At 45.5% G+C, this 24,055-nt stretch carries 27 protein-coding genes; 11 read left to right on the top strand and 16 right to left on the bottom strand.

Annotation, left to right across the window (positions count from 1 at the left end; translation table 11 throughout):
• Positions 1-2 precede the first annotated feature (2 nt).
• Genes QMA41_RS12080 through QMA41_RS12050 form a run of 7 tightly spaced genes read right to left on the bottom strand, consistent with a single transcriptional unit; the run spans position 3 to position 6,417 of the window.
• Complete coding sequence (locus tag QMA41_RS12080) at positions 3-788, bottom strand: LytTR family DNA-binding domain-containing protein (RefSeq protein ID WP_281629776.1); 786 nt, start codon at positions 786-788, stop codon at positions 3-5.
• On the bottom strand, positions 778-1,836 hold the full coding sequence (locus QMA41_RS12075; RefSeq protein WP_281629775.1) for a histidine kinase: 1,059 nt from the start codon (positions 1,834-1,836) through the stop codon (positions 778-780). The genes QMA41_RS12080 and QMA41_RS12075 overlap by 11 nt, the downstream gene beginning before the upstream one ends.
• The gene (locus QMA41_RS12070; RefSeq protein WP_281629956.1) at positions 1,836-3,068 is read right to left on the bottom strand and encodes a hypothetical protein; all 1,233 of its coding nucleotides are present in this window, start codon (positions 3,066-3,068) and stop codon (positions 1,836-1,838) included. The genes QMA41_RS12075 and QMA41_RS12070 overlap by 1 nt, the downstream gene beginning before the upstream one ends.
• Positions 3,069-3,102: 34 nt before the next feature.
• A complete protein-coding gene (locus QMA41_RS12065; RefSeq protein WP_281629774.1) occupies positions 3,103-3,852 on the bottom strand; it encodes an outer membrane lipoprotein-sorting protein in 750 nt (249 codons plus the stop codon).
• Positions 3,845-5,104, bottom strand: coding sequence for an FtsX-like permease family protein (locus QMA41_RS12060; RefSeq protein ID WP_281629773.1), 1,260 nt, complete (start codon positions 5,102-5,104; stop codon positions 3,845-3,847). Before QMA41_RS12060 ends, QMA41_RS12065 begins: the two co-directional genes overlap by 8 nt.
• Positions 5,092-5,775 carry an ABC transporter ATP-binding protein gene (locus QMA41_RS12055; protein WP_281629772.1) on the bottom strand — a complete coding sequence of 228 codons (684 nt, stop codon included), beginning with the start codon at positions 5,773-5,775 and terminating at the stop codon, positions 5,092-5,094. The genes QMA41_RS12060 and QMA41_RS12055 overlap by 13 nt, the downstream gene beginning before the upstream one ends.
• 9 nt (positions 5,776-5,784) lie before the next feature.
• A complete protein-coding gene (locus QMA41_RS12050) occupies positions 5,785-6,417 on the bottom strand; it encodes a hypothetical protein (RefSeq protein ID WP_281629771.1) in 633 nt (210 codons plus the stop codon).
• 231 nt (positions 6,418-6,648) lie between these two features.
• On the opposite strand from QMA41_RS12050, the gene QMA41_RS12045 reads away from it, so the two are divergent.
• On the top strand, positions 6,649-6,897 hold the full coding sequence (locus QMA41_RS12045) for a hypothetical protein (RefSeq protein WP_029236006.1): 249 nt from the start codon (positions 6,649-6,651) through the stop codon (positions 6,895-6,897).
• A gap of 47 nt (positions 6,898-6,944) precedes the next feature.
• Here the strand turns inward: QMA41_RS12045 and QMA41_RS12040 are convergent, their stop codons facing one another.
• From QMA41_RS12040 to QMA41_RS12020, 5 genes are all read right to left on the bottom strand, one after another.
• Positions 6,945-8,375, bottom strand: coding sequence for an NAD-dependent succinate-semialdehyde dehydrogenase (locus QMA41_RS12040; protein WP_281629770.1), 1,431 nt, complete (start codon positions 8,373-8,375; stop codon positions 6,945-6,947).
• A gap of 624 nt (positions 8,376-8,999) precedes the next feature.
• Positions 9,000-9,395, bottom strand: a complete 396-nt coding sequence (locus QMA41_RS12035; RefSeq protein ID WP_281629769.1) for a hypothetical protein — start codon at positions 9,393-9,395, stop codon at positions 9,000-9,002.
• Positions 9,396-9,959: 564 nt separating this feature from the next.
• Positions 9,960-10,202, bottom strand: a complete 243-nt coding sequence (locus tag QMA41_RS12030) for a hypothetical protein (RefSeq protein ID WP_043010711.1) — start codon at positions 10,200-10,202, stop codon at positions 9,960-9,962.
• Between the two features lie 27 nt (positions 10,203-10,229).
• Positions 10,230-10,445, bottom strand: a complete 216-nt coding sequence (locus QMA41_RS12025; protein ID WP_006960456.1) for a DUF3820 family protein — start codon at positions 10,443-10,445, stop codon at positions 10,230-10,232.
• A gap of 85 nt (positions 10,446-10,530) precedes the next feature.
• Positions 10,531-10,884 (bottom strand): helix-turn-helix transcriptional regulator, encoded by a 354-nt coding sequence (locus QMA41_RS12020; protein ID WP_006960455.1) that lies wholly within the window; start codon positions 10,882-10,884, stop codon positions 10,531-10,533.
• A gap of 421 nt (positions 10,885-11,305) precedes the next feature.
• On the opposite strand from QMA41_RS12020, the gene QMA41_RS12015 reads away from it, so the two are divergent.
• Positions 11,306-11,821: a cytochrome b/b6 domain-containing protein gene (locus tag QMA41_RS12015; RefSeq protein ID WP_281629768.1), complete on the top strand. Its 516-nt coding sequence runs from the start codon at positions 11,306-11,308 to the stop codon at positions 11,819-11,821.
• Between the two features lie 41 nt (positions 11,822-11,862).
• On the opposite strand, the gene QMA41_RS12010 is transcribed toward QMA41_RS12015, so the two are convergent.
• Positions 11,863-13,029: a D-alanyl-D-alanine carboxypeptidase family protein gene (locus tag QMA41_RS12010; protein ID WP_281629767.1), complete on the bottom strand. Its 1,167-nt coding sequence runs from the start codon at positions 13,027-13,029 to the stop codon at positions 11,863-11,865.
• Positions 13,030-13,241: 212 nt separating this feature from the next.
• Positions 13,242-13,604, bottom strand: coding sequence for a hypothetical protein (locus QMA41_RS12005; RefSeq protein WP_006960453.1), 363 nt, complete (start codon positions 13,602-13,604; stop codon positions 13,242-13,244).
• A gap of 470 nt (positions 13,605-14,074) precedes the next feature.
• Between QMA41_RS12005 and QMA41_RS12000 the strand changes: the two genes are divergently transcribed.
• Positions 14,075-15,238, top strand: a complete 1,164-nt coding sequence (locus QMA41_RS12000) for a threonine/serine exporter family protein (protein ID WP_021457195.1) — start codon at positions 14,075-14,077, stop codon at positions 15,236-15,238.
• A 47-nt stretch (positions 15,239-15,285) separates the two neighbouring features.
• Here QMA41_RS12000 and QMA41_RS11995 read toward each other — a convergent pair whose 3' ends face one another.
• Positions 15,286-15,498 (bottom strand): ribosome alternative rescue factor ArfA, encoded by a 213-nt coding sequence (locus tag QMA41_RS11995; protein ID WP_021457194.1) that lies wholly within the window; start codon positions 15,496-15,498, stop codon positions 15,286-15,288.
• A gap of 379 nt (positions 15,499-15,877) precedes the next feature.
• Here QMA41_RS11995 and QMA41_RS11990 point away from each other — a divergent pair, with 379 nt between their 5' ends.
• From QMA41_RS11990 to QMA41_RS11980, 3 genes are all read left to right on the top strand, one after another.
• Entirely contained in the window at positions 15,878-16,087 is a 210-nt protein-coding gene (locus QMA41_RS11990) for a cold-shock protein (protein WP_006960450.1), read from the top strand.
• Positions 16,088-16,161: 74 nt separating this feature from the next.
• Positions 16,162-16,701 (top strand): YaeQ family protein, encoded by a 540-nt coding sequence (locus QMA41_RS11985; RefSeq protein ID WP_038158456.1) that lies wholly within the window; start codon positions 16,162-16,164, stop codon positions 16,699-16,701.
• On the top strand, positions 16,694-17,230 hold the full coding sequence (locus QMA41_RS11980) for a hypothetical protein (protein ID WP_281629766.1): 537 nt from the start codon (positions 16,694-16,696) through the stop codon (positions 17,228-17,230). The genes QMA41_RS11985 and QMA41_RS11980 overlap by 8 nt, the downstream gene beginning before the upstream one ends.
• A 38-nt stretch (positions 17,231-17,268) precedes the next feature.
• Here QMA41_RS11980 and hmpA read toward each other — a convergent pair whose 3' ends face one another.
• On the bottom strand, positions 17,269-18,441 hold the full coding sequence (gene hmpA / locus QMA41_RS11975; protein ID WP_281629765.1) for an NO-inducible flavohemoprotein: 1,173 nt from the start codon (positions 18,439-18,441) through the stop codon (positions 17,269-17,271).
• Between the two features lie 244 nt (positions 18,442-18,685).
• Here hmpA and norR point away from each other — a divergent pair, with 244 nt between their 5' ends.
• From norR to QMA41_RS11950, 5 genes are all read left to right on the top strand, one after another.
• On the top strand, positions 18,686-20,275 hold the full coding sequence (gene norR, locus QMA41_RS11970) for a nitric oxide reductase transcriptional regulator NorR (protein ID WP_006960446.1): 1,590 nt from the start codon (positions 18,686-18,688) through the stop codon (positions 20,273-20,275).
• 105 nt (positions 20,276-20,380) lie between these two features.
• Positions 20,381-20,740 (top strand): glutathione S-transferase N-terminal domain-containing protein, encoded by a 360-nt coding sequence (locus tag QMA41_RS11965; RefSeq protein ID WP_006960445.1) that lies wholly within the window; start codon positions 20,381-20,383, stop codon positions 20,738-20,740.
• Positions 20,741-20,761: 21 nt separating this feature from the next.
• Positions 20,762-21,394: an HAD family hydrolase gene (locus tag QMA41_RS11960; RefSeq protein ID WP_038158462.1), complete on the top strand. Its 633-nt coding sequence runs from the start codon at positions 20,762-20,764 to the stop codon at positions 21,392-21,394.
• Between the two features lie 81 nt (positions 21,395-21,475).
• A complete protein-coding gene (locus QMA41_RS11955; protein ID WP_019275992.1) occupies positions 21,476-22,096 on the top strand; it encodes an NAD(P)H-dependent oxidoreductase in 621 nt (206 codons plus the stop codon).
• Positions 22,093-24,012: a monovalent cation:proton antiporter-2 (CPA2) family protein gene (locus QMA41_RS11950; protein ID WP_281629764.1), complete on the top strand. Its 1,920-nt coding sequence runs from the start codon at positions 22,093-22,095 to the stop codon at positions 24,010-24,012. Before QMA41_RS11955 ends, QMA41_RS11950 begins: the two co-directional genes overlap by 4 nt.
• Positions 24,013-24,055 lie beyond the last annotated feature (43 nt).

Genomic DNA, 24,055 nt, shown 5'->3' with positions numbered 1-24,055 from the left:
CATTACCACATACTGGTAAATTTGCTTTGCATCGCTCTGCTGATGGGAATGCTGTCGTCACCAATTACCGCAATCATTTTACCGGTAAAATCCTTCTTCACTTTGTCTATCATCGAGACATTAACCACACTGGATCGGTGTACTTGCCAAAACAACTCCGGATCCAGCTGAGCCAGCAGTTCCTTAAGTGACGTTCGCAGCACATACTCGACTTTGCTGCCCTGCTCTCGCTTGTATAGAGAGACGTATTTGTCTTCCGCTTTGAAGTAAAGCACCTCAGACAAAGCAATGAGATGGATCTCTTCTCCTTTGCTTGCTCGAATCCAACTTAAGTATTTCGGCTGAGCGGGCGCGTGGAGCTGCTGAATCTGATTCAACAAAGTACCAAGCTCTGACGCGGGTTCTGTGCTGCTGAGCCGCGCTTTCAGTTTTTCAACGCATTGGATAAGACGAGCATCAGAGACAGGTTTAAGCAGATAATCCACCGCATTAGTTTCAAAGGCCTGAACAGCGTATTCGTCATACGCTGTCACAAACACAATATGAGGTTGGCAATCACGCTTAGAGAGCTTCTTCGCCAGTGACATACCATCCAGCCCAGGCATTTTTATATCCAGAAATACCACTTGAGGCTGATGTTGCTCGATCATTTCAAGGGCTTGCTCACCATTCACAGCCTGCCCGACAATATCGAGTTCAGGCCAATACTCAGCAAGCGCCTGATTAAGATGACGACGCAGCAACGGCTCATCGTCTGCAATGACGGCGGTAAGAAGATCAGTTTGCATCCATGTTTTCCTCAAGTTTCTCCAATGAGCGACGTTGTACAGACAACTGAGCAATCACACCACCCGATGCATTCTCTTTCAGGTTCAATGACGCATGTTGACCAAACAAGGTGGTGAGCCGATGACGAATATTGTCCAGCCCAATACCTTGCCCAGCATGACTAAGCGTATCGCTAAAACCAATCCCATTGTCGATAACAGAAATAGTCACACTATCCTGATTTTCAGCAACCTCTACTGTTATTTTTCCACCGACAGAGCTGGGTTCAATGCCATGCTGTACCGCGTTCTCTACTAGCGGTTGAACCAACAGAGGCGGTATATTGAGGTCACCCAAACAATGATCAGAGATTTCATAATTCAAGCGCTCTCCGAGCCGTATTTTTTGAATGGCAAGGTAAGCATCCACCAGCTCCAATTCACCTCTTAAGGTTGTATTGTACTGACGACTGCGTTGTAACGTCCCGCGTAATAGCTCGGTCAGTTTCTCCAGCATCCGCTTGGCACTTGCCGCGTCGCTATCTATCAATACGCTAATGTTAGCCAGTGTATTAAACAAGAAATGGGGTTCAATCTGGCTTTGCAACTGCTTCAGTTGGCTTAAAAGCAGTGCTTTCTCCTGCTCTGTTTGAATCCGGCGAGCCCGTTCCAGCTCCTTTTGAGTCTGCAGCTTTTGCTCATGCGTATAGAAATACAGAAAACAAGCCGCTGAGAAAATAAACCCAAGAATGATGACCGGCTTCATCTGGCTGAAATCGGCAAACTTGTCGTATCTGCTTAACCAGTAGTAGGCGTTGGCTGTACCAAATACCATTGAACAGCCGATCGATAGCATGCTCAGTTGGCGCCGTGTCCATCGCTCACTCGACCACTGCAATAAATGAGAACTCAATACTGCACTATATCCGTAGCCGAAACTGATAAGAATATGCTCCCAAAACGGGCTTGGCCAGATAGCATGTGTGGCGAATGCGATGATGAGGCAAAAGACTGAGGTGAACACCAAACTCTTCAATACGTCTGTTAAACGAGTAGTAAAGTCAGTCATCAAAATTTCCCTTTTAGATTTATAAAAATCATACGCTTATCTGATAGATTTGCATATACGGAGTCATGGCTTCCCGTCATAAAACGGGCTGCAAGTTCAACGTCGACCGAAGTCTGCCCCGAGTCATAAGCACTGTAATTAATCCACTGTGTTGCAATGACACCGCCGTCTTGTGGCGATAATAAGAGATCAAAAGTAGGCTCTACATTCTCCAGCCATAAGGCATTTTTACGCCATTGCCACTGACTCCAGCTAGTGGGATTCAAACTCCAATGAAACATGACGTTATGCTGCACCAGATTGATATGGTTGAGCCCCTGAGCGTACGAATGTGACAGACCAGCGGTGTTGGCGCTTTCTGATAAAGCTGTCGCTCTTTCGAGCCCCTGCCGCCAATCTTCTTTGCTCCACGCTCGATTGTCATACCAATATTCAACAATGATTTGATTGCCGGCTTGGCTAGCCCAATTAAGCCCAACCAAACCTTGAAAGCCACTACTTTTATTAGCAAGAGTTACGGGTGAGTAGAGCCCTTGCTGCTCAAACCCTAGATAGTCTCTCTGGTACACAAAAGAAGCGTGGTATGCCCATGACGCATCAAAAACAGACACCATGGAGCCGCCAATTAAGCCTTGTCTTACATCGTCATAGTAAGCAATGCCCTGCCATTCCGTCTCATCTGTCAGCCAGTAGCGACGTAGACCAATGCCCTGTTGCTCAGTTCTTTGTTCGAGCTCGCTAGACTCTTGCTTTGTCCAGCTGGAATCGCTGTAAAGCAAACTCCACTCTCCCGAAAGATCAAAGTATGACGCCATTGCGACACCTGCCCCCTCCTCTACCTGAATTCCCACTGGGTTACGCCGATAAGGTTTGAACAAGTCTAAGGGGCGATATCCATACCCTACTCCCCAGTCGAGGCGGATTTTACCCAGCGTCATATCAAGCGGTAGTACGCCTGTCTCCCAGACGCCTTGCCAAAAAAGCTCCTGAACAATCAACTCATTATCAGCTGAGTCGGATGAGTTGCTCGACAATAGTTGACTACTTTGCACCGCAAACAAGCCACTCCAGCTTTGCCACTCGGCTTGCACACGAAGCAACGCGTCTAGCTGCTCAGTGTTCGGCGCCGTATGCGGTTCAAACCAGACGGAGTCTCTGTGCTGACTCTGGCTAACACTGACCGTCCAGTCCCAATTGAAACTTGGCTGAGCAAGACCGCTGCCTGAAACCATTGCCGCCAACGCGAAAATCAAACGGTAAAACACGTTACAGCTCCGACAGTGCGTTACGCGTCAAAAATGCCGGAATATAGTATTTATCTTCAAGTTGATGAGCCGTCACTTGCTGATATTCAATCACCGTTTTCTTCGCTGGCTGAATCTTGTCAATCAAGGTCATGCTCACGACTCTCGACTGGCCATCGCGCTCACCCTGTTCAAACAATGCCTGCTTAGCCAGCTTGCCAGATTTTAAGTACAAATCGGCTTTGATCGGGAAATCGCTCTCCGATTCCAACCATAGTTCGATGCGATCGTAACTCGCCCCTTGGGTTATAGACTGCAAAGAAAGCTGGTTTGCCAGCACTGCCCTCTCATTGATGGTCAAGGTTTCCTGAGCCGTCAGCGTCGCTCGGTAATCCTGACTCCAAGTGAGAGTAGAAACATCGCCAACGGAGGCTTCACCGAGTAATTTTTGCATCGGTGTTATACGGATCGGACGACGACTTTTAGGCATCACTAGCCAATAGTTGTCTCCCAACATCAGCATCTTTTGCCCCGCTTCAACCGGTGACTTAAACACAACCAAAGACTCGCGTTCGGGGCGCGTATAAACATTGTATTGGCGTGTTTTATCCAGCTCTCCGTTTTTATACAAGGTAACGAGAGACACCACTTTGGCGGACGCTGTATCAAGGCGGTAGGCATCTGCATTTTTGACCATGGTGGCCGTGTCATTAGCAAACGCGCCAATACTCAACAGACTCAATCCGATGACGACAGAAAGTGATTTAAACATAGGTCAATGCCTCCGTTATCGGCTTATTGACACCCTTTCGGGCGGAAAGAAACGCAGCGAAAATACAAATCACCATGACACCCAATGCGCTGTAACTCAGTAGTTCAGGTGAAAAATAGATATTCAGTGGATAACCGTCGGTTCGACCCGGTGGTGGTGGCATTTTCACATCCACCACCATCAGGACAATACTGGTGAAGGCAGTCAAAAGCCCACCTAAGAGTGTGCCGATACCAGCTAACAGTGCTGCTTCGCGAACAAAGCCCGCCACGATTTCCGCAGGATATGTGCCTAACGCAGACAAGGTTCCAATTTCACGCGTTCTTTCCGTCACCGACATCGTCATGGTGTTAAACAGGGCAACGAACACCACCAGCGACATCACCGCCCCCATAATGCCGAAGATTCGATCGTATAAATCTTTCACTTTGGTGTAGAAAAAGGCTCTTTGCTGCCACGGCGTGACTTCCAGTGCTTGGCTATGTAGCAAAGAAGCGAGTTGTTCTTCCACCCAACTCTGAAGCTTCAACGTGTTTTGTGTTTCGTAGAGGAAGACCGACAAAGTACTCACTTTGTCACTCACCAATAGTTCCTGTACCGATTCAATATGCAGGTATAGCTGGCGCTTATCTAAGTCCGGTACACCCGTTGAATAGATACCATGAACTTTAAAATCGAGCGCATTCAGCGCGCCGTCGCTCGTCGTTGCAAGCACGGTGATCCAGTCACCAATTGATACGTTGAGATTACTTGCCAAATCGACGCCAAGCATCACCTCAGGCTCCGAGGGTTGATATCGCGAAGAGCGAATATCAGACAAGGTTTTACCCTGACGCACGTCGAGAAACGGCCCCTTCATATCGAACTCACGCTCATTCACACCAGTACCGACAAAAATGGTCGATTTATTGCCATTTGAGACCAGCCCTGTGAACTCAATCCTAGGCTGAATGCCTCGTATATCCGGATTCGATATCAGTTGCTTGTAGACCACGGCGCTATCTTCCAGACCATTCGCCAATGGCATGTCTTCATCTTTCTCGAAAAATCTGGGAATGCTGATCGTCAGATGCCCCGTATCCCGCGCTGTTGATTCTTGGAGTGATTCATAGGTGTAAAGCCCAAACCCACCCGCTGACGTTAAAGCAAAAACGGCAATCGTGATGATAAGAGCAGACAACACACTGCGACGACGATTTCGCAGCAAGTTCAGATACGCTATGCGCACTGATTGAGGAACTAACTGGCCCATTTCATCACCTCCTCGCTTATTCTGCCATCCACCAACGAGAGTGTGCGGTCACACTGATTCGCCATTCGCTGATCATGTGTAGCCACAATGAAGGTCGTTCCCAACTCATGACCAAGGGTTTTCATCAGTTCAATTACCCGCTGCGCGGTATGGCTATCCAGACTGGCGGTTGGCTCATCGGCAATAACAAGTTTGGGTTGATGCACCAGCGACCGTGCAATGGCGACGCGCTGTTGTTGACCACCCGAGAGATGATCAGGCCGATGGTGAGCAAACTCTTCCAGCCCCACTTTGCCAAGCATTTCCATGGCGAGCCGTTGCTGCTGTTTGGCAGAGTATCCGTTCAACATTAGCGGGTACGCCACGTTTTCCCATGCACTCATTACGGGAACCAAGTTAAAGCGCTGGAATACAAAGCCCATGCTGGTCCGCCTCAATTGCGCCGATTGTTGTGGCTCTTTCGGGTATAACGAACCATCGAACGTAACCTGACCTTCATACTCACTGTCAAGCAAGCCCAGAATATTCAGTAGCGTGCTTTTGCCAGAGCCTGATGGGCCACAAAGAGCGACCATTTCACCATTACTGATTTCGCCAGTGACGTTGCTGAGAGCCTCCACTCGCTGCTGACCGAGTTGGTACTGCTTGGCTAGATTTTGAAACTGCAACATGCTCTCTCCTTAGGCGTTATTGGCCATCGCTATCGCTTGTAACGTCATCGGATGTTGGGCATTGAGCGTTGACATTTCCTGTGCCCATTTTTTTGCCTGTAAGCTGTCTTCTACGCGAATGGCGGCCTGAATGGCGTAGATGTAAACCCAGGCAATCGCATCAAAGGACTGAGACCTAAAAGCCTGCTCAGAGAGAAGCCCCGAATACAGCTCATAACCACGTTCGAAATGATTAAACATATCGGGCAATGATGTATAAGTCGTCGCCGCAACGGCTCTTGCTAATAGTGACTCTGGTAGCCCCTGACGAATCTCTTGCAGTGGAACAGGCGTTGTATCATCCGATAGCATATCCAACCCTTTGGCAATCGTACCGAGCCCTTGCTCGACGTATTTCATCTTGTTCCAAGGAAGAAAAGCATCGCGTCCCATCAAGGTTTGTGTGCTACCGAGATAGACCAATGTCAGAGCATCACCGCCTTGTCTTTCGATCTGACCTTGCAGCTGCTCATAGACGGATTCAACCTGATCTTCATCGCCTTGAGCGGCTTGATTGTATTGCTCTATTAACTTGTCGCTTGGCGCTGCGACCGCTTGAGCGCTAACCAGTAAACACAGACTTAATTGATGCGTCAGTTTCATTTTGTCGTTCCTTCTTCTTAGCTGATGTTCAAAGGTTAATCAGCGATGAGCAAGGCTGCTTGGGTATGCGACGAACGGTGGTTGGAAGACGTGAATGGTAAAAATAGAGCGTGAATGGTGAGATTTTGTTCAGCCTCTGCGGCTTATCTGGAAATCAACGGCTATGATCGTTAAAGTAGCGCCATGATTAGTTATCGCATTGAAATTCAATGTGACGAGAGAGAAGAAATTATGTTTAGCGATGATCGCGTCATTGATAACCTGGAAGAGCTTGAAGCTTTTCTCCTCGCTGTAGAAAGCGGCAGTTTTGGTTTGGAAGGCGTTGCGGGTATCGCACTTGCGACAAACAATGCTGATGGTCGCCACTTTGTGGCAGTACTGGATGATAATCACCAACTGCTGCTAGCTCGCTGGGTAACCGACGAAATCTTCAAAACAGGTCAGGATTTAGTCCGTAACGGACCGAAGAGAAGCCATTAAAATAGCCCGCAATTGCGGGCTATTTTAATTCAGATGCTTAGGCACAGTTAGCTCAGGCCACCAAAGCAAAGATATTTCACATCCATATACTCATCAATACCTTGCTTGGCTCCTTCGCGGCCAATGCCGGATTGTTTAACGCCACCAAAAGGCGCGACTTCTGATGAGATAATCCCATCATTAATCCCAACCATTCCGTATTCAAGCGCTTCAGCCACCTTCCAGATACGACGAATGTTATCACTGTAGAAATAAGCGGCCAGACCATAGATGGTGTCATTGGCCATCTCAATCAACTCTTCGTCGCTCTCGAACGCCAAGACTGGTGCCACAGGGCCAAAAATCTCTTTGGAGACAATATCCATTTCTTGAGTCACGTTCTTTAGGATAACCGGAGCAATAAACTGTCCAGCTTGAGGCACTATAGGTGAAACAGGCTGCGCCCCTTGCTCAATCGCCCCATCAATCAAACGCTCAATACCCTCTTTGGCAGCCTGGCTAATGACAGGCCCAATATTGACGCCTTCTTCCAAGCCGTTCCCAAGTTTGAGCTGTTTTACCGCTTCATCAAATTTAGCCACAAATTCATCGTATACATTGCGATGAACGTAGAAGCGATTGGCACACACGCACGTCTGGCCTGCATTACGGAATTTAGAAGCCACAGCACCAGCAACAGCAGCGTCTATATCTGCATCATCAAATACGATAAACGGGGCGTTACCACCCAACTCCATTGAAGTGCGTTTAATATCGTGGGCACTCTGCTGCATCAAGAGGCTACCGACGCGAGTTGAACCAGTAAAAGACAGTTTGCGAATCAATGGATGAGAGGTAAACAGCGCTCCAACTTCTGGTGCACTCTCCCCTACAACCACTTGCAAAACATCGCGAGGAATACCCGCCTGATAGGCAAGCTCAACTACCGCAAACGCAGACAGAGGCGTCAGTTCAGCGGGTTTCACCACAAAGCTACAACCTGCTGCAAGTGCGGGAGCGGCTTTGCGAGTAATCATCGCTATCGGAAAATTCCACGGCGTAATAGCACTCGCGACACCAACAGGCTGCTTAATAGTCACCATACGCTTGTCCGGCGTTGGCGCTGGAATGGTCTCACCATAAGTGCGTTTTGATTCTTCAGCAAACCACTCAACAAAGCTCGCACCATAGAGCACTTCACCTTTCGCTTCCGCTAGTGGCTTGCCTTGCTCTAGAGTCATCAAACGGCTGAGGTCATCTTGGTTTTCAACCAGTAATCGAAACCAACCTTGGAGGATGACAGCTCGCTGCTTGCCTGTCAGCTTGGCCCACTCTTTCTGAGCATTATGAGCCCGAACAATTCCCTGTTCGATTTCCTCCTGAGTGGAAACCGGTGCATAACCCAGCAGCTCTTGTGTCGCGGGGTTATGCACCGCGACACTTCTGTCCTGATCCGACACCATGAAAGACACTAAACTCTGATTACCTATTTGCTGCATTGTGATTACCTTGTTCTTCGCCTATTGAGAGTTGGGCTGTGCATACTGGTGATTTTCTGACGATGAAATACTGCTCACACGAGGAAATAAAGCCCACGGTTTGTGTGCCTCTAGAATTACATACGTTTGAGGGGTTTAACAACACTATCTAGACCTTCAATGTTCAAAGCTAAACATAGTTGAAGTCGCCAGCCCTGCTCACCGATTAGTGAGCTTTTGTTATCAAACCAAAAGCAAACCGCTTTGTTTGGGGCTTTTGTTGCTGTGACTCAGGATTGGACATTTATCAGTTTTGGAAAATAGAACATTAGCAAGTCGTGAATAACTAAAAGTATGGCAAAGTTGTTGTGAAGTGCTAGTGCGATGAGTAACATCGCACCAGGAAAAAGGTTGGACTATTTGGGAGTGCACTGAGTGACGTTGTGGTTTTTCCCTCTATCTAAGCTTTTGTCATTACGAACAACTCTTTTCTTGGAGTCATCTTTCAAGTAGGTCGTTGAGCGTATAATACGTTCAACCATTTCAAAGAAACTCATTAGGAAAAAGTTAAAAACTAAAGTAAGGGAATCACCTAACATCTTTGTGCAAGTTTGAGAGAAAACTGCTCCCCTTTGCCTCTATTTCTTACTGTTTTTTCAAAGTTGATTCGAAATGGTCATATGTAAATTCCGCGTACCATTTCAAATTAGAAGTGTCCATCCACCATGTGAGGCTGTCATCATAGTAGTAGGATTTAATGACTGCGTTTTTATTGTAGGGGACCCAAATGCCGCAATCATTTCCATGCATAAATCCGATCATTTTTCTCTGATTTTCTATACCGATGCAGGAATTTGCACTTCGATAAAAAATACCTTGAGAATTTTGCCCTTCTGTAACATATACACCGGCGGAGACACCCTCAACCCAAGATGTTGGAAGTAAGTCTTTAATAACTATAAGTTCTTGAGACCTAATTCTTGTTAGGTCTCTCTCAAGCACTAAATACTTATCTTGATTAACCGAGTCAGGCTCTTGCATGTTCACACAGCCGACTAAGCTAAAAGGTAAGAAGATTAGGGATAATTTTGTTTTCATCATTAGAATATTAAGGTATCAAAATAGCAGTGTAGTGTAGTTTATATTCAGACTAAAAACAGTAACCACTCAACAAATATTCCAAATTGAATAAACAGTCAATAAAGTGGAATTTACTCATACCACTACCGAGAAAAAAGCCAATTAAACAAGCCTTTAGCTCTCATCAAACACTTCTAGCAAGGTTTTTTGACTCTTTAGACAAATCACTATGCTTCTATAGCGACCTGTAAGTTTGTAACGCTTCTGAGGCGATTTACAGGGCAAAAGTCCGCTCATTCATTTGAGCCAAGAACAGCACAATAACACCCATTTTTTGCGCTTTATGAATTTTGGATGTCAGATTAGTTATATTTGGTCAAAAGTCACCCAATCACGAACGTAGCCTTTTTGGCGAAACCAATAATGGGGCAAAAAAGAGTCAGCCTAACGGTCTGACTCTTTTGAATGGAAACAGGATTTATCTTTGGAGAGATTAAGGGTACTGCGGTAGGTTACATTCGCTGATTACTTGGGCTGATGACCACTCTTCTTCGCAAACTTTTGCATCGCCTCGGCAAAGGTTGTTGTTTTACCTTTGGCTTGCACCTGTACTACTTTGTAGCCCATCTTTTCTAACGCTTGGCGCTCTGCCAAAACGGCCTTGTCATTTTGCTGGCTGCCTTCGGCAGGCTGATGAATGTAACATCCTTCAAGTTGGCCGTCTTCGACCAGTTGGTGGTGTCTCAATGCTTCGATATCAAAATTCATAGTCAGTCTTTTATTTAAGTTCTAGGGTTACATTCGCTTTAAAGGCTTAACGACGCTATCTAATCCTTCGATTTTTAGCGCAAGGCATAGCTTGAGGAGGTCGCCAAGCTCCCCATTAGGAAAGCCCTTCTTATCAAACCACAGTAGGTATTCTTCGGGGAGATCGATCAAAACGCGTCCAGCATATTTGCCAAACGGCATCTGGACGCGTGCTAACTTAATAAGATTTTCTTTTTCCAGCATGATTTTACTATTCAGGATGAACTCTATGCCTAGAGTACCACTGAAATTTAATGCCAGACAGAGGCGGCGCTACCGTAGACTCACATTACGCTTGATTTACAGTGTGAGCGTACTCGACCACGATTTGATTGCCTTCGATGTAAGCGTTCTGGATTTCCCCGTCGACACTCATACGGCTTTGAAGATAAACCACCTTAGGGCCCATATCATTAGCTTGTTTAAGTGAAGGAAAGACCAGCTTCGCATCGAGATGAAGTAATCGGCAAAAATGGCTAATGAACGACATCGTCAAAGGCTCTTCTCCGCGTAAGAGTTGCGAAAAGCTTAACTGACTGATCCCTAACTTTTTCGCAAACTCCATTTGCGTGAGACGCATTTTAGACTTTTGAGACATCCACGTATTGTATAACGCCTCTCTATCCTTCTCAGTAAATTCCATGGGTGAATCCTTGTATCGCTTAGTGCGATGGATTCTGCTCCTTTTCATTCACAGAGATGTCAGCAATGAGTTAACGTTAGTTAAGAGTTTGGTTTGCTCGCTAACGGCAGTCTCTAATGCGGTGCAATGATGACGCACAAACCCATTTACTATATGTAACAGTTTGACGGCTCATATCTTCCAAATAAATACTTATTAATAAATCAAACAATAGTTTTATAAACTCACTTACAACCGTTATTTTTATTCGGGATATCCTTTCCAAAAACAGGGATAAATGATGAATATAACTCTCCTTCCGCTAGATTCTCACTTAATTAGCAAAATAAAATAACAGCAGAATCATCTAATAACTTTTATTAAGCACTTATTATGTTGGCTTGATTCTGTCTAGTGTGAATATGAAAGGGAAGGTATGAACATGAGCGGAGTAAGTTATGACAGAGTCACCAAAACGTTTCATTGGTTTATGGCAGTCATCATTGTGTACACAACAATGGCAGGATATGGGATGCACCTTACAACCCAGGATTCTCCTATGTTTCACTTCTTGTCGACATTAAACATGTCTCTTGCCACAGTTGCTGCTCCCGTGTTTTTGGCACGTTGGGTGTGGAAGTATTTTAGGCCAAGCCTAGAGGTTGACGACAACATTGCTCATTGGCAAAAGAGTATTGCTAAACTCATTCATTCGCTGATGTATTTCATGATGTCTTGGGTATTTATTTCTGGTTTTTTGATGCTGGAAAACTCGTATCATTTTTTCTGGATGGTGGAAATTAGCAATCTAATTCAAGAAGTAGAAATAAGTTCGTTTTTCTTTCAAGTTCACCGTTTATCTTGCCTGATGCTTGCTTCACTGGTGATGCTTCATATTCTCGCAGTGGCTCACCATCATCTTATTAGGAAACACAATGTCCTTAAATTGATGCTTTAGAGTACAGACAAAAGCGGATGCACAAGGCATCCGCTTATCTGTTAGAACCAGCTAGAAATCAGACGTTTGAACCAATCGATCAGCTGTTTGAAAAGACTGCCTTCATCGATATCAGTCTGAGCGATTAGATCTGCCGTCGCGACTTCATCACCTTCCACGCTGTATATGATGGTGCCGACTTTTTCCCCCTCAGTGATAGGAGCCACCAATTCGTGGTCAAATTCGACTTCAGCCGTCAGTTTGGCCGCATTACCTTTTGGCAGTGTCATATAGATATCTTCATTGACACCCACACTTAACTGATCCTGCTCACCCATCCAGACTTTCGCTTCGGTCACAGTGTCGCCAGCTTTGGTAGGTGACACCGTTTCGAAGAATCGGAAACCATAGCTAAGTAATTGCTTACTTTCAGATTCTCGACTCTTAGTGCTGCTTGCGCCCATCACCACGGCGATCAAACGCATGTCCCCACTGGTTGCGGATGTGGTCAAGCTGTACCCTGCACCGCTGGTGTAACCTGTCTTCATACCATCAACGTTCATGCTGCGATCTCGTAGCAAACCATTTCTGTTGTACTGAGTAATGCCGTTGTAGGTATAAGACGTCTCGCTATAGAGAGGATAGATATCAGGCAAATCACGAATTATGGCTTGGCCCAGTTTCGCAATATCCATAGGGGTTGAATAAAGACCATTGCTATCCAAACCGTGCGGATTGGTATAGGCGGTGTTTTCTAGGCCAAGCTTTTCAGCCCAGGAGTTCATTAAGTTAACAAAGGCCCCTTCGCTGCCAGCAACGTATTCTGCAATCGCGACACTCGCATCGTTACCTGATTGCACGATAAGACCACGATAAAGATCCATCAGAGGTACCGTAGTGCCTACTTCGATAAACATCTTTGACGAATCAGGGAAGTTCTTTGCCCAAGCGTTTTTGCTGATCACAACCTGATCATCCAAAGTAATGTTGCCCGCTTTAACTTCCTGTCCTGCCACATAAGCCGTCATCAGTTTGGTTAAACTGGCCGGATTAAGCTTGGTGTTCGCATTCTTTTCTACCAACACTTGCCCAGTGTTGTAGTCAATCAAAACATAGCCTTTCGCCCCTAATGTCGGAGGCTCAGGGATAATAGTAGGTGCCGCAATGGCATTGAATGTCGCAGCGATAGAGGAGAAAAGTGCTGCTTTTAGGAGAAACGTTTTTTTCATGGGACGTTACCAACTCTAGTCACAATCGGAGTTTTTATGATTAGTTCGAGTATAAACAAACAACAATGATATTTATTCGCTTTGTAATCAATCGTTACGCTTATTGGAAAGTTTTATTAAATAATGAGAGTTCGACTCCATATATGGGTAGATTAGTACAAAAAAGCCAGTGTTCATAACACTGGCTTTATCAATCTCGATTCTCTGAGCTACTATGCTTGAGCTTCCTGAACCTTCTTCGGTTTTGGCGTAATGCTGTCTCGGTAGCTAAACCACAAGTAAGTCACTACTAAAGAGAAGAATAGGTATGACAGTGCGAATACTAATGGAGAAGTAATCAGCTCTTCCGACATACTCCAACTCACTCCTATCACGGTGATAGTCAGCTTAGATAGCATGCCACAAATCAGAAGCAACAAAGCTAGCTGAGGAAAACGAGTCGTTCGGAATGCAAACCAGTAACAGCTGCCAACGGCCAATGCAGAAATCGAAAGACCTAACATGAAAGAATGAAGGTGTTCAGCGGATAGCACACCTGCTGAGATTGACGCCATTATTATCAGAAATAGTTTCATCATTGCCTCGCTTTTTAAACTTGGAAAAAGCTTCCTTTCATTTTTGCAAACTCATTTTGCACATATTTTCGCCATTTCCCTCCGAAATTCAACCCCTAAATTGGTACATTTTTTGTCCGTCAAATACCCCTGCAACATATGTAAAATAATGGTTAACAAAACAATAGGTAAGGTTCCTTACAACTCAAGCTCAAAACCCAATAAACCCGCCAAAATCGAAATATACAGTTACATTTAAGTAACAACATTTACATCTATAATCGTTGGCAATTTTGTGATCTGATGCATTTTAAACCAGACATTTCGAGCCCAAATACGTTGTTACAATCTAAGTTTTCACTTTTCAGCATCCCTATCATTGGGAATATCAAAAAGAGTGTGACTCTAGCCACTGTTCAGTAGATTTGCGCTCGAATAGAACATATGGCTTTGTTACCTTTGCGCGCATTCGATATTTCGTACTACATACCATGCCTTCAGAGTACAGAATCAAAAAGATCGTTGAGATCGGTGACACCTTGCATCGTAGTGGCTGCGCGCCCTACAAATTAGAAAAATACACTCAATTTTATGCTCGAAAACATGGCGTCGATGTCATGATTCAAGCGACTCCAACAACCGTTAACTATCAGTTTCCTGACGACAACAATGCCGTGGTTATGAAGCGCCATCAGCCCGCTTCGATTAACCTCAGCTTACTGGCGAACACCATTATTCGAATTAACCAACCCAGTAAGGAGCCCGTTCCAGAGCCTGTAGGCTACCCTAAATGGGTCACGGCACTTGCGAATATGGGCATTCCACCCGCGTACCTTATGCTGGTTGGTAGTACGCTAGAGGCTGTCTATATTTCGATCTTTCTTGGTTTTCTCGCATGGGGCGCTCAGCAAATCTGTAAAGCGAGGCGCTCCATCGCCGTAGAGTTTGTCGCTGCACTGGTCACCGGCATTCTGGTTGCCTTTTTCGCAAGTACCAGCGCCGATCTCCCTGTCTGGGCGCTGTGTATCGCCGCTATCGTCTTATTTGTTCCCGGTTTATCGATAGCTAACTCGCTCGAATGTCTGGCGTTTAACGATTTGGTTTCAGGGACCAGCCTACTGGGTCAAAGCTTTCTCACCCTGATTAAGCTGTTTGTAGGAATTATGATGGGTTTGAACATCGGAGAAGCAATCTGGGGGCAGCCGGATATCACTTCTTACGTCAATCAGATACCCACTTGGCTCCACATATCAGGGCTGTTTCTAATATCCGTATCTCTTGGTGTGATATTCAATGCTAGACCTAAAGATATTTTGCTCGGTTTGCCAGTTGCGGTACTTGGCATGTGGGGACCGTTTTACCTAGGTTTCGAAAGTGGTTGGGTTGTAGGTACTTGGATTACTACCGTATTGATCACGCTCTACGGCACTTGGGTGGCGAAGAAGATGGATCTCACTGGATCTATCTACATCGTCCAGGGCATCATCATCTTGGTACCAGGTAGCCGAGTTTTGGTCAGTGCTGGGCAATCTGTATTTGAACAGTCTATCTTGCCCATTCCAAGTATTGGTCTCTCAGCACTGTTTATGTTCTCAGCGATTGTTGCTGGTCAGGTTACGGCTTATTCCATTTACTCACCGCGAATCGAGCGATAGTCGCACTCAACAGATAAAAGAAAAGAGCCCTATTCGAAAGTTGCTGTTTAAGCGGCTTTTGAATAGGGCTCTTTGCCCTTATGTTTTAGCTTACGAGAAAAGCTCCCTTTACCCTTTTTCGACTTCTCTACCCGCGTTTTAAACAGTTGGCTGGTAACGATGGCTTTTAACGCATTGTCTTGTATTTCACCTCTTCCAACTTCCAAATTAGCTTGAAGGGAAGCGGCGTCCTTAAGTTTTTTTCTGGCACTCTTGCCCATAATTTTGTCCTGCTTTGATTTTACAAACGACTAGTACTTGGTGATAAATCACTCATCAAACCCATATTTGACAGAATAAATCACCATACAAACGAATGTTACACTATCTATAGCCCAATCAGTAATATTTCCGAAACTCTACCTAGCGCAAATTTCGAATGAAAAGAGCATGGTAACGAAAAAGTATCATATGAATTTTATTGACTTAGTGCCACTTAGCTTTAGACTAGACGGCAGCTAGAAAACGGTTCTTGTTTTTATTCCGCCGTTTCGTTGGATTTCTTGTATTTCTTCCGTAACGTCGTGCGCAATAGCAATCTCCTTTTCCACGCTATCGTTGCCGTCATGGCTTTTACAAGATTTATCAAGGATATACATTATGTCTAACACTGTTACTGGTACAGTTAAATGGTTCAACGAAACTAAAGGTTTCGGTTTCATCCAACAAGAAAACGGCCCTGACGTTTTCGCTCACTTCTCTGCAATCACTGGCGACGGTTTCCGTACTCTAGTTGAAGGTCAAAAAGTTGAGTTCACTGTATCTCAAGGTCAAAAAGGCCCACAAGCTGAAAACATCAAACTAGTTTAATTTTCAACTAGCTAGATAAAGTTTTACAATAGCCAGCTTCAAGCTGGCTATTTTTTTATGTGTAGTAAACGACTATGGCACTCAAACCCACTATCTATAAGTTTCGAATTTCGCTCTCGGACACAAACCGTGACGTCTACGATTCTCCGCAACTGACTATCGCGCAGCACCCATCAGAAACCATTCCGCGGATGATGGCGCGTATTCTGGCTTACTGTATTCAATATCAACCGGAACTTACATTCACTAAAGGCCTATCTTCGATTGAAGAACCGGACCTCTGGATCAAAGCACTTGATGATACGATCCTACACTGGATTGAAATTGGTGAACCTTCCCTTGATCGCATTAAGAAAGCCACTCGCTTAGCAAAGAGAGTCGACATCTTCACCTTTACCAGCAAATCTGACGTCTGGTGGGCGCAAACCAAAAACAAATCTCACCAATATGACGCTAATATTTACCGACTCAGTGCAGAAGGTATTGATGCTTTGTCCGAAGTAGTTGAACGCGGAATGGATCTGTCCATCATGATTACTGGCAGCAGCTTGTTCATTGACTGTGACAAAGGCTCATTTGAAGTTCAGATCGAGACTCTACAATCTAATGACTGATCTGGAACAGGCATTCATAGCTATTAGCGCAGAGTCGCTGGACGTCGTAAAGGAGCATCCCAAACTGTGGCAGCAGTTTTTGCAGCAACAATCAGCCTTATTTGACAAAGTAAAACAGAATAAACCCAATAGCACCGATGAATCCCATTTACTCGGCATCATGACGAAAGCGCATATTGAGTGCCTGTCTCGTGTTGAAACCAACCGAGAAGCGGTTCAAGCCATGTGGAAAGCATTACACGATAACCTTGGTGAGCAAAATGCCAAGCGATTCGAGTATCAAGATTATCAAATGCTAACTCTGGTAACACATGTCTGGCTCTATATTCAGGGTTATCTGAAAATGGATTTCAGCCTGGCTAATGACCACGCTGAAACAACCGCTAATCTACGAAACGACCTTTCTGGTCTAGATGTAAATGCCATCCGGACACAGTATCTCGCGAGCTACTACTTGGGAAGCGACAATTCCCCAGTAACGCAACGAAGCAACCCTATTTGGAGTTGGTTCAAACGCACCTTCGGTTGATTAAAAAGGGCTTCCCAATGGGAAGCCCTTTATCAATCTTAAAGATAGGTATGAGGTCCAAACACTTCGTAGTGAATTCGATCTCTTGTCACACCCAATCCTTCTAACTGCTTAACCACCGCTTCCATAAACGCGACCGGCCCACAAAGATAAAAGTCAGCACTGCTTAACGGTAACTCGCGTTCCACTAAAGACAGGTTCATCTGTCCTTCGAAATGAGCCTGATCGTTTAAGTACCATGTAAACTGCTGCCAACCGCGCTGTGAAATCAGCTGTTCTGTTTCACTCTTGAAGGTATGTTGATCAGCGCTATTACAAGCGTAAAGGTACGAGACGTCTTTTTTATCAGCCGCAGCCAATGTTTGCAGCATCGACTGGATTGGCGTCGCGCCAACGCCGGCAGAAATCAGAACCACTGGCGCGTCTTTTTCTTGATAGTAGAAATCACCTGCCGGTGCATATAAATGAACTGTATCGCCTTCATTTACTTCGTCATGCATGAAATTAGATACCAACCCATTGTGTTCCCCAACTTCACGTTTAACAGAAATTCGGTAGTTTTTGCCATTAGGTTTCTGAGACAGAGAGTACTGACGAATTTCATTGTGCTCGCCTGCAGACGGCTTAACTTCAACACCAACGTACTGGCCTGGGTTGTAGTCCAGCACCTCACCACCATCCTGTGGCTCAAGAACGAAACTGGTGACGTATTCTGATTCAGGTTGCTTCTGTTTAACCACAAACTGACGTGCGTTTTCCCAGCCACCAATGGCTTGCTTACGCTGAAGATACAGCTCGCCTTCACGATCAATAAACACTTTTGCCAAGAACAGATATGCCGCTGTCCATGCCTCTTCCACTTCTTTGGTAAATGCCTCTGACGCCAATTCACGTAACGTTTCAATTAGGTGATGACCAACAATCTGGTAGTGTTCAGCTTGAATGTTAAAGCTGGTGTGTTTATGAGCAATACGCTCAACCGCTGATGTCAGTGCTTCAAGGTTTTCAATATTCTTGGCGTAAGCCGCTACCGCTTCAAATAGAGCAACACTTTGACGGCCCGTTTTCTGGTGCGTCATATTGAAGATATCTTTAAGCTCTGGGTTGTGCGAAAACATTCGTTGATAAAAATGCTGTGTTAAAGCCGGGCCGGCACTTTCGAGCAAAGGAATAGTACTTTTTACGACTTCGATATGTTGGTTGTTGAGCATCTTTATTTTCTCCTCATATGGGTATTATCTTTTTCCCTTCTAAGAGCACGATTGATGCCAAGTTTAAACATCTCCTAATTACTTGGATTATAGAGCATTATTCACTATCAAAAAGTCATAATGACCCAGTTGAAATATGTCGAAATGACTCTAAAATATAATAATCACACGTTAGCACTGGTTACTTTTAGCTCACATCGTTCTGTGAGGAGTAACCTACTATCATTTGGAGCCCTAACGCACCATGCAAGATATCTCTGTTTCGACTTTAATCGATATGACCATCGGCCTAGCAACAGGCCACAATGAGCACGATCGTTTCAACAAGCTACTTGATGCTATTCGCAAAGCCATTCAATGTGACAGTGTGGCGCTGCTTTCTTTGCAAGGAGATACCTTAGTCCCCTTAGCGATTCAGGGCTTAACGCGTGATACGCTGGGTCGTCGCTTTAAGGTCGATGAACATCCTCGCTTTGACGCAATCTGTGCCTCAAAAGCCGCTGTGCGTTTCGACGCAGACTGCGAACTGCCCGATCCGTTCGATAACTTACTGCTTGATTACGATGGTGATTTGCCAATGCATGCTTGTATGGGCCTTCCCCTGCTCTATGCTGACAAGCTGCTTGGAATTCTGACTCTGGACAGCCTAACACCTAATGTCTTTGACCAAATCCCTACTCGCAGTTTAGACGCTCTATCAGCGATTGTGGCATCAACACTCAAAGTTGCGATGACCGTTAGCCAGTTGGAGCAACAAGCCAAGCAGACTCAACAACGTTTCGAAGAGCTCAATGAGGATGCATGGGAGCGTGAAGGGGGCGAGATCATCGGTGCCAGCGAAAAAATGACGACGCTGAAATCCGATATCGATGTCGTGGCGCCATCCAACTTCAATATTCTGATCAATGGCGAAACTGGTGTAGGTAAAGAGCTTGTCGCTCGAAGCCTTCATCACCTATCCAATCGCCGTAAGCAGCCTCTTGTATATGTCAACTGCGCAGCCATTCCTGAAAACTTGGTAGAAAGTGAACTATTTGGTCACGTTAAAGGGGCGTTTACGGGAGCTGATAAGTCACGGCTCGGTAAATTTGCATTAGCAGACGGCGGCACCCTATTTCTTGATGAAATTGGTGAACTGCCTCTGACAGCACAAAGTAAAATTCTTCGTGCATTGCAAAACAACGAGATTCAACCCGTTGGTCAAGATAAAGTGGAGACAATTGATGTTCGCGTTTTGGCCGCGACCAATCGTGATTTGAAAGAAGAAGTCAGCGAAGGTCGTTTTCGCTCAGATCTTTATCATCGCCTTAGCGTATATCCGATCAGCGTCCCACCACTTCGTCAACGCGAAGGTGATATTGTTCTTCTCGCGGGTTACTTCCTCGAACAAGCGCGACGTAAGCTTGGTATCGTCCAAATCAAGCTGGGCAAAGAGGCTCAACTCCTCTTATCGCGTTATAACTGGCCGGGCAATGTTCGTGAGTTAGAACATGTGATTAACCGAGCGGCGCTGAAAGCAAGAGCAAGAGGCAACAATGGCAAACTGATCACAGTCTCCATTGATGACATCGGTGAGCTCCATTCTCTGCCTGTTGAAGAGTCGCCAAGCAGCGTCGTTGCAACTAAACATACGGAATCCATCGATTGGACAAAAGGACTTCGTGAGTCAACGGAAGAGTACCAGCGACACATCATCACACTCGCCTTGACCGATGCCGACTTTAACTGGGCAAAGGCAGCAAGACAGCTTAAAACTGACCGAGCGAATCTGACACGGTTAGCAAAACGATTAGGTATCACAGTTACGAAGCAGCATAAGATAAGTACTAATTGACGAACAACTTGGTTACAATGCAAACACTAGTTAGTCACGATATAAAAAGTGGGTGAGACAACCCACGCTAAAGTCACCCTATTTGTTGTATTGTAAAGGAATGTTATGAAGTTTATCCGTTGGTTTTTAGGCCGCGTAATTCTATTGCTTAACTTTGTCTTTTCACCAAAAGGCGTAAAACGCTCGGCAGAGAGTCAGCAAGCCGTCAATGACAAAGCCCAGTCTATGGCTCTGTACCAGTTCGAAGCTTGCCCATTTTGCGTAAAAGTTCGTCGTGCTATGAAGCGCCAATCAGTCAATATTGAGCTGCGCGATGCCAAAACAAATCAGGCACACCGTTCTGAACTCGAAGCTGGCGGTGGCAAAATCAAAGTGCCATGCCTAAGAATCGAGAAAGAAGGCAAGGTCGAGTGGATGTATGAATCCTCTGATATTGTTGCTTATTTAGAGCAGGAATTTGCCTAAAACTAACTAAAGGAAAATGCCATGAATGTAGTGACTCTGGAGATCAGCAAAATCAAAGCCATTGTCTTTGATTTAGATAACACCTTAGTCACCTCAAACTTGGACTTTCATTGGTTAAGAACACAAGTCGGCTGTCCAAAAGAAGTCGACTTGCTCACCTTCATTGACGAATTGGATTGCTCTCAATCAGCTATTCGGGCAAAACAGTTGGTACTGCAACATGAATTGGATGATGCCGATCACTCCTCTCCGATGCCCGGCTGTCACGACTTGCTTGACTTCATCACACATCATAACCTTCACACCGCTATTATTACTCGCAACTGCCAACAAGCCTCACAACGAAAAATCGAGCATAACCAACTCAATATTTCGCGTGTAATCAGTCGTGAACATTTCCCGCCTAAACCAGCACCAGATGCGCTTCTTGCACTCGCAAAAGAATGGCAATTGGGTCCGCAACAAATTCTCTACGTAGGTGACTATGTCTATGACCTACAGGCAGCAAGCAACGCGTGTATGCCGTCTTGTCTCGTGACTCATGGTAAACCAAGTACATTTACTCAACACGCCTCATTGACTGTAAATCATCTCAGCGACCTATTGGACTTGTTCTCAACTTTTTATCAACAAAAAACTGAAACTATTTCATGACTTACCAAAAAGTAACCAATGGTTAAAAGTTGATCCGTGTGCAACAATAAAGTTCTAAACCTAAGATCTGCGAACTGGATAATGTCAAAGAATAAAGTTTTAGTGCTCTATGCCCACCCCTCTCAGCGACGCTCCGAAGTTAACCAACCACTGTTTAAAGCCTGTCAGGCGGTCGAAGGTGTCACTGCGGTTGATCTGTATTACGAATACCCGACCTACAACATCAACATTGATCGAGAGCAGCAACGCTTACTCGACCACGATGTAATCGTATTTCAGTTCCCACTTTACTGGTATTCAACACCTTCAATTTTAAAAGAGTGGCAAGACTTGGTATTGGAGTATGGCTTTGCGTATGGCCACGATGGCACTGCATTACACGGTAAAAAGTTTCTTTGTGCTCTCACTGCGGGTGGTCAAGAAGAAGCGTACCAAACAGAAGGATACAACCACTTCACCATACGTGAATTACTCCAACCTCTTGAACAAATGGCGACGCTGACAGGTATGGAATACCTTGCTCCGTTTGCTCTGTTTGGTGCTCGTACCGCGAAAGAAGATGGTCGTATCAAAACACATGTTGAGGCTTGGCAAGCACTGTTATCGGCATTGGTTGAAGATAGAGTCGATTACGACAAAGCTTCAAAAGTTGAAAAGCTCTGCCACTGTTTGGATGAAATCATTGTAGGAGGTTTACAATGACCGGTTATTTCCTACAGGCATTTATCTATCTTGTTGCCGCTGTCATCGCTGTTCCCATTGCAAAGCGACTTGGACTCGGCTCGGTTCTCGGTTATTTAATTGCAGGCGTCGTCATTGGGCCAATCATTGGCCTAGTTGGAGAAGAAACAACGACCATTCAGCATTTTGCTGAATTTGGTGTTGTCATGATGCTGTTTTTGGTCGGCCTTGAGTTAGAGCCAAAGATGCTCTGGTCAATGAGAAATCGCTTGCTTGGCTTAGGAGGATTACAAGTCGGTGGGACAACAGCGGTCATCATGGGGGTCGCTTTACTGTTTGACCAACCATGGACCATTGCCCTCGCTATTGGTTTGATCTTCGCACTTTCTTCAACAGCGATTGTATTACAGACCTTTAATGAAAAGGGACTAAACAAAACAGAGGGGGGACAAAATGCCTTCTCGGTATTGCTGTTCCAAGACATCGCCGTCATTCCTATGCTGGCGTTTATTCCACTATTGGCACTCCCCGAGTTGGTGGAACAGGCTCAGGCGGCAGTCAGCAGTGCAGCCGATCACCATGATGAGCTCAGTTTAGTCGCAGGTCTACCAGGTTGGGCGTATGCCTTGGTGATTATCGGCTCTGTTATTGGCCTAGTCGTTGGAGGACATTATTTAAGTCGTCCACTGTTTCGTTTCGTAGCCAGTTCAGGGCTTCGTGAAATTTTCACTGCTACGGCGTTAATGTTAGTCGTCGGTATCGCGGCACTGATGAGCTTGGTTGGTTTGTCTCCTGCACTCGGGACTTTCCTTGCAGGCGTTGTTCTGGCAAACAGTGAATTTCGCCACGAGCTTGAGTCCAACATCGATCCGTTTAAGGGCTTATTGCTTGGCCTGTTCTTCATCACCGTTGGGGCTGGCATCAATTTTGGTATCCTGTTCGACGACTTTGCACTTATCATCGGATTAACACTGGGCGTAATGTTGCTCAAAGCGAGCATTCTTTACGTGTTAGCGCTGATATTCCGTATTAAAAACAGCAATAAGTGGCTGTTTACACTCAGCTTAGCCCAAGCGGGCGAATTCGGTTTCGTCTTGCTCAGTTTTACGGTGCAGAATCATGTCATTCCACAAGATATAGCTCAAACTCTGTCACTGGTGGTTGCCCTGTCGATGTTCCTGACTCCGGGCTTGTTTATCCTATTTGATAAAGTCATCTTGCCAAGATTTGAACTTGAGTCGAATGACCGTGAGGCCGATCAAATCGAAGAAAAAGGCACTGTCATCATTGCAGGTATCGGCCGCTTTGGACAGATAGTCAACCGCCTATTGGTGGCTAACGGGGTCAAAACCGTTGTGCTTGATCATCAGGCTGCTCAGGTTGATGTCGTGCGACGTATCGACACCAAAGCTTACTTTGGTGATGCGACTCGGCCTGACCTACTTCACACGGCAGGCATTGAAGAAGCCTCTATGCTGGTGATAGCCATTGATAACCCTGAAACCAGCGTCGAGCTGACCAAATACGTCAAACACACGTATCCAAAGGTCAAAGTGTTGGTCCGTGCCTTCGACCGTGGTCATGGCTATCTACTACGTCAGGCAGGCGCTGACATTATCGAGTCAGAAACTTACCATTCTGCGCTTGAACTTGGGGCACAGGCCTTGAAATCTCTTGGATACCACCCATTTCATGTAGAGCAACAACGAACTGCGTATCGTCGAATTGAGGACAAGAAATCCGACATGCTTTATCAGGCTTGGGAAGATGACTCTGAAGGCGAACGATTTGATAACAACTACCGAAAACTCTTTATGCACCTCGAAGAGCAAATAAAACTGGCGATGAATACCGATCGCTCAGACAAACATGAGGGTGGTGAGCGAGGCTGGACACCGCCACCCAAAGGTTATGCTGAAGAGTTCAAGGAAGAATAAGTTGAGACCGGGGCACTGCCTCGGTTTTTCTTTTACAGAATGA

The organism is Vibrio sp. St2 (assembly GCF_947311885.1).
Taxonomy (GTDB): Bacteria; Pseudomonadota; Gammaproteobacteria; order Enterobacterales; family Vibrionaceae; genus Vibrio; species Vibrio coralliilyticus.
This window is presented reverse-complemented; position numbering and strand designations above follow the sequence as displayed.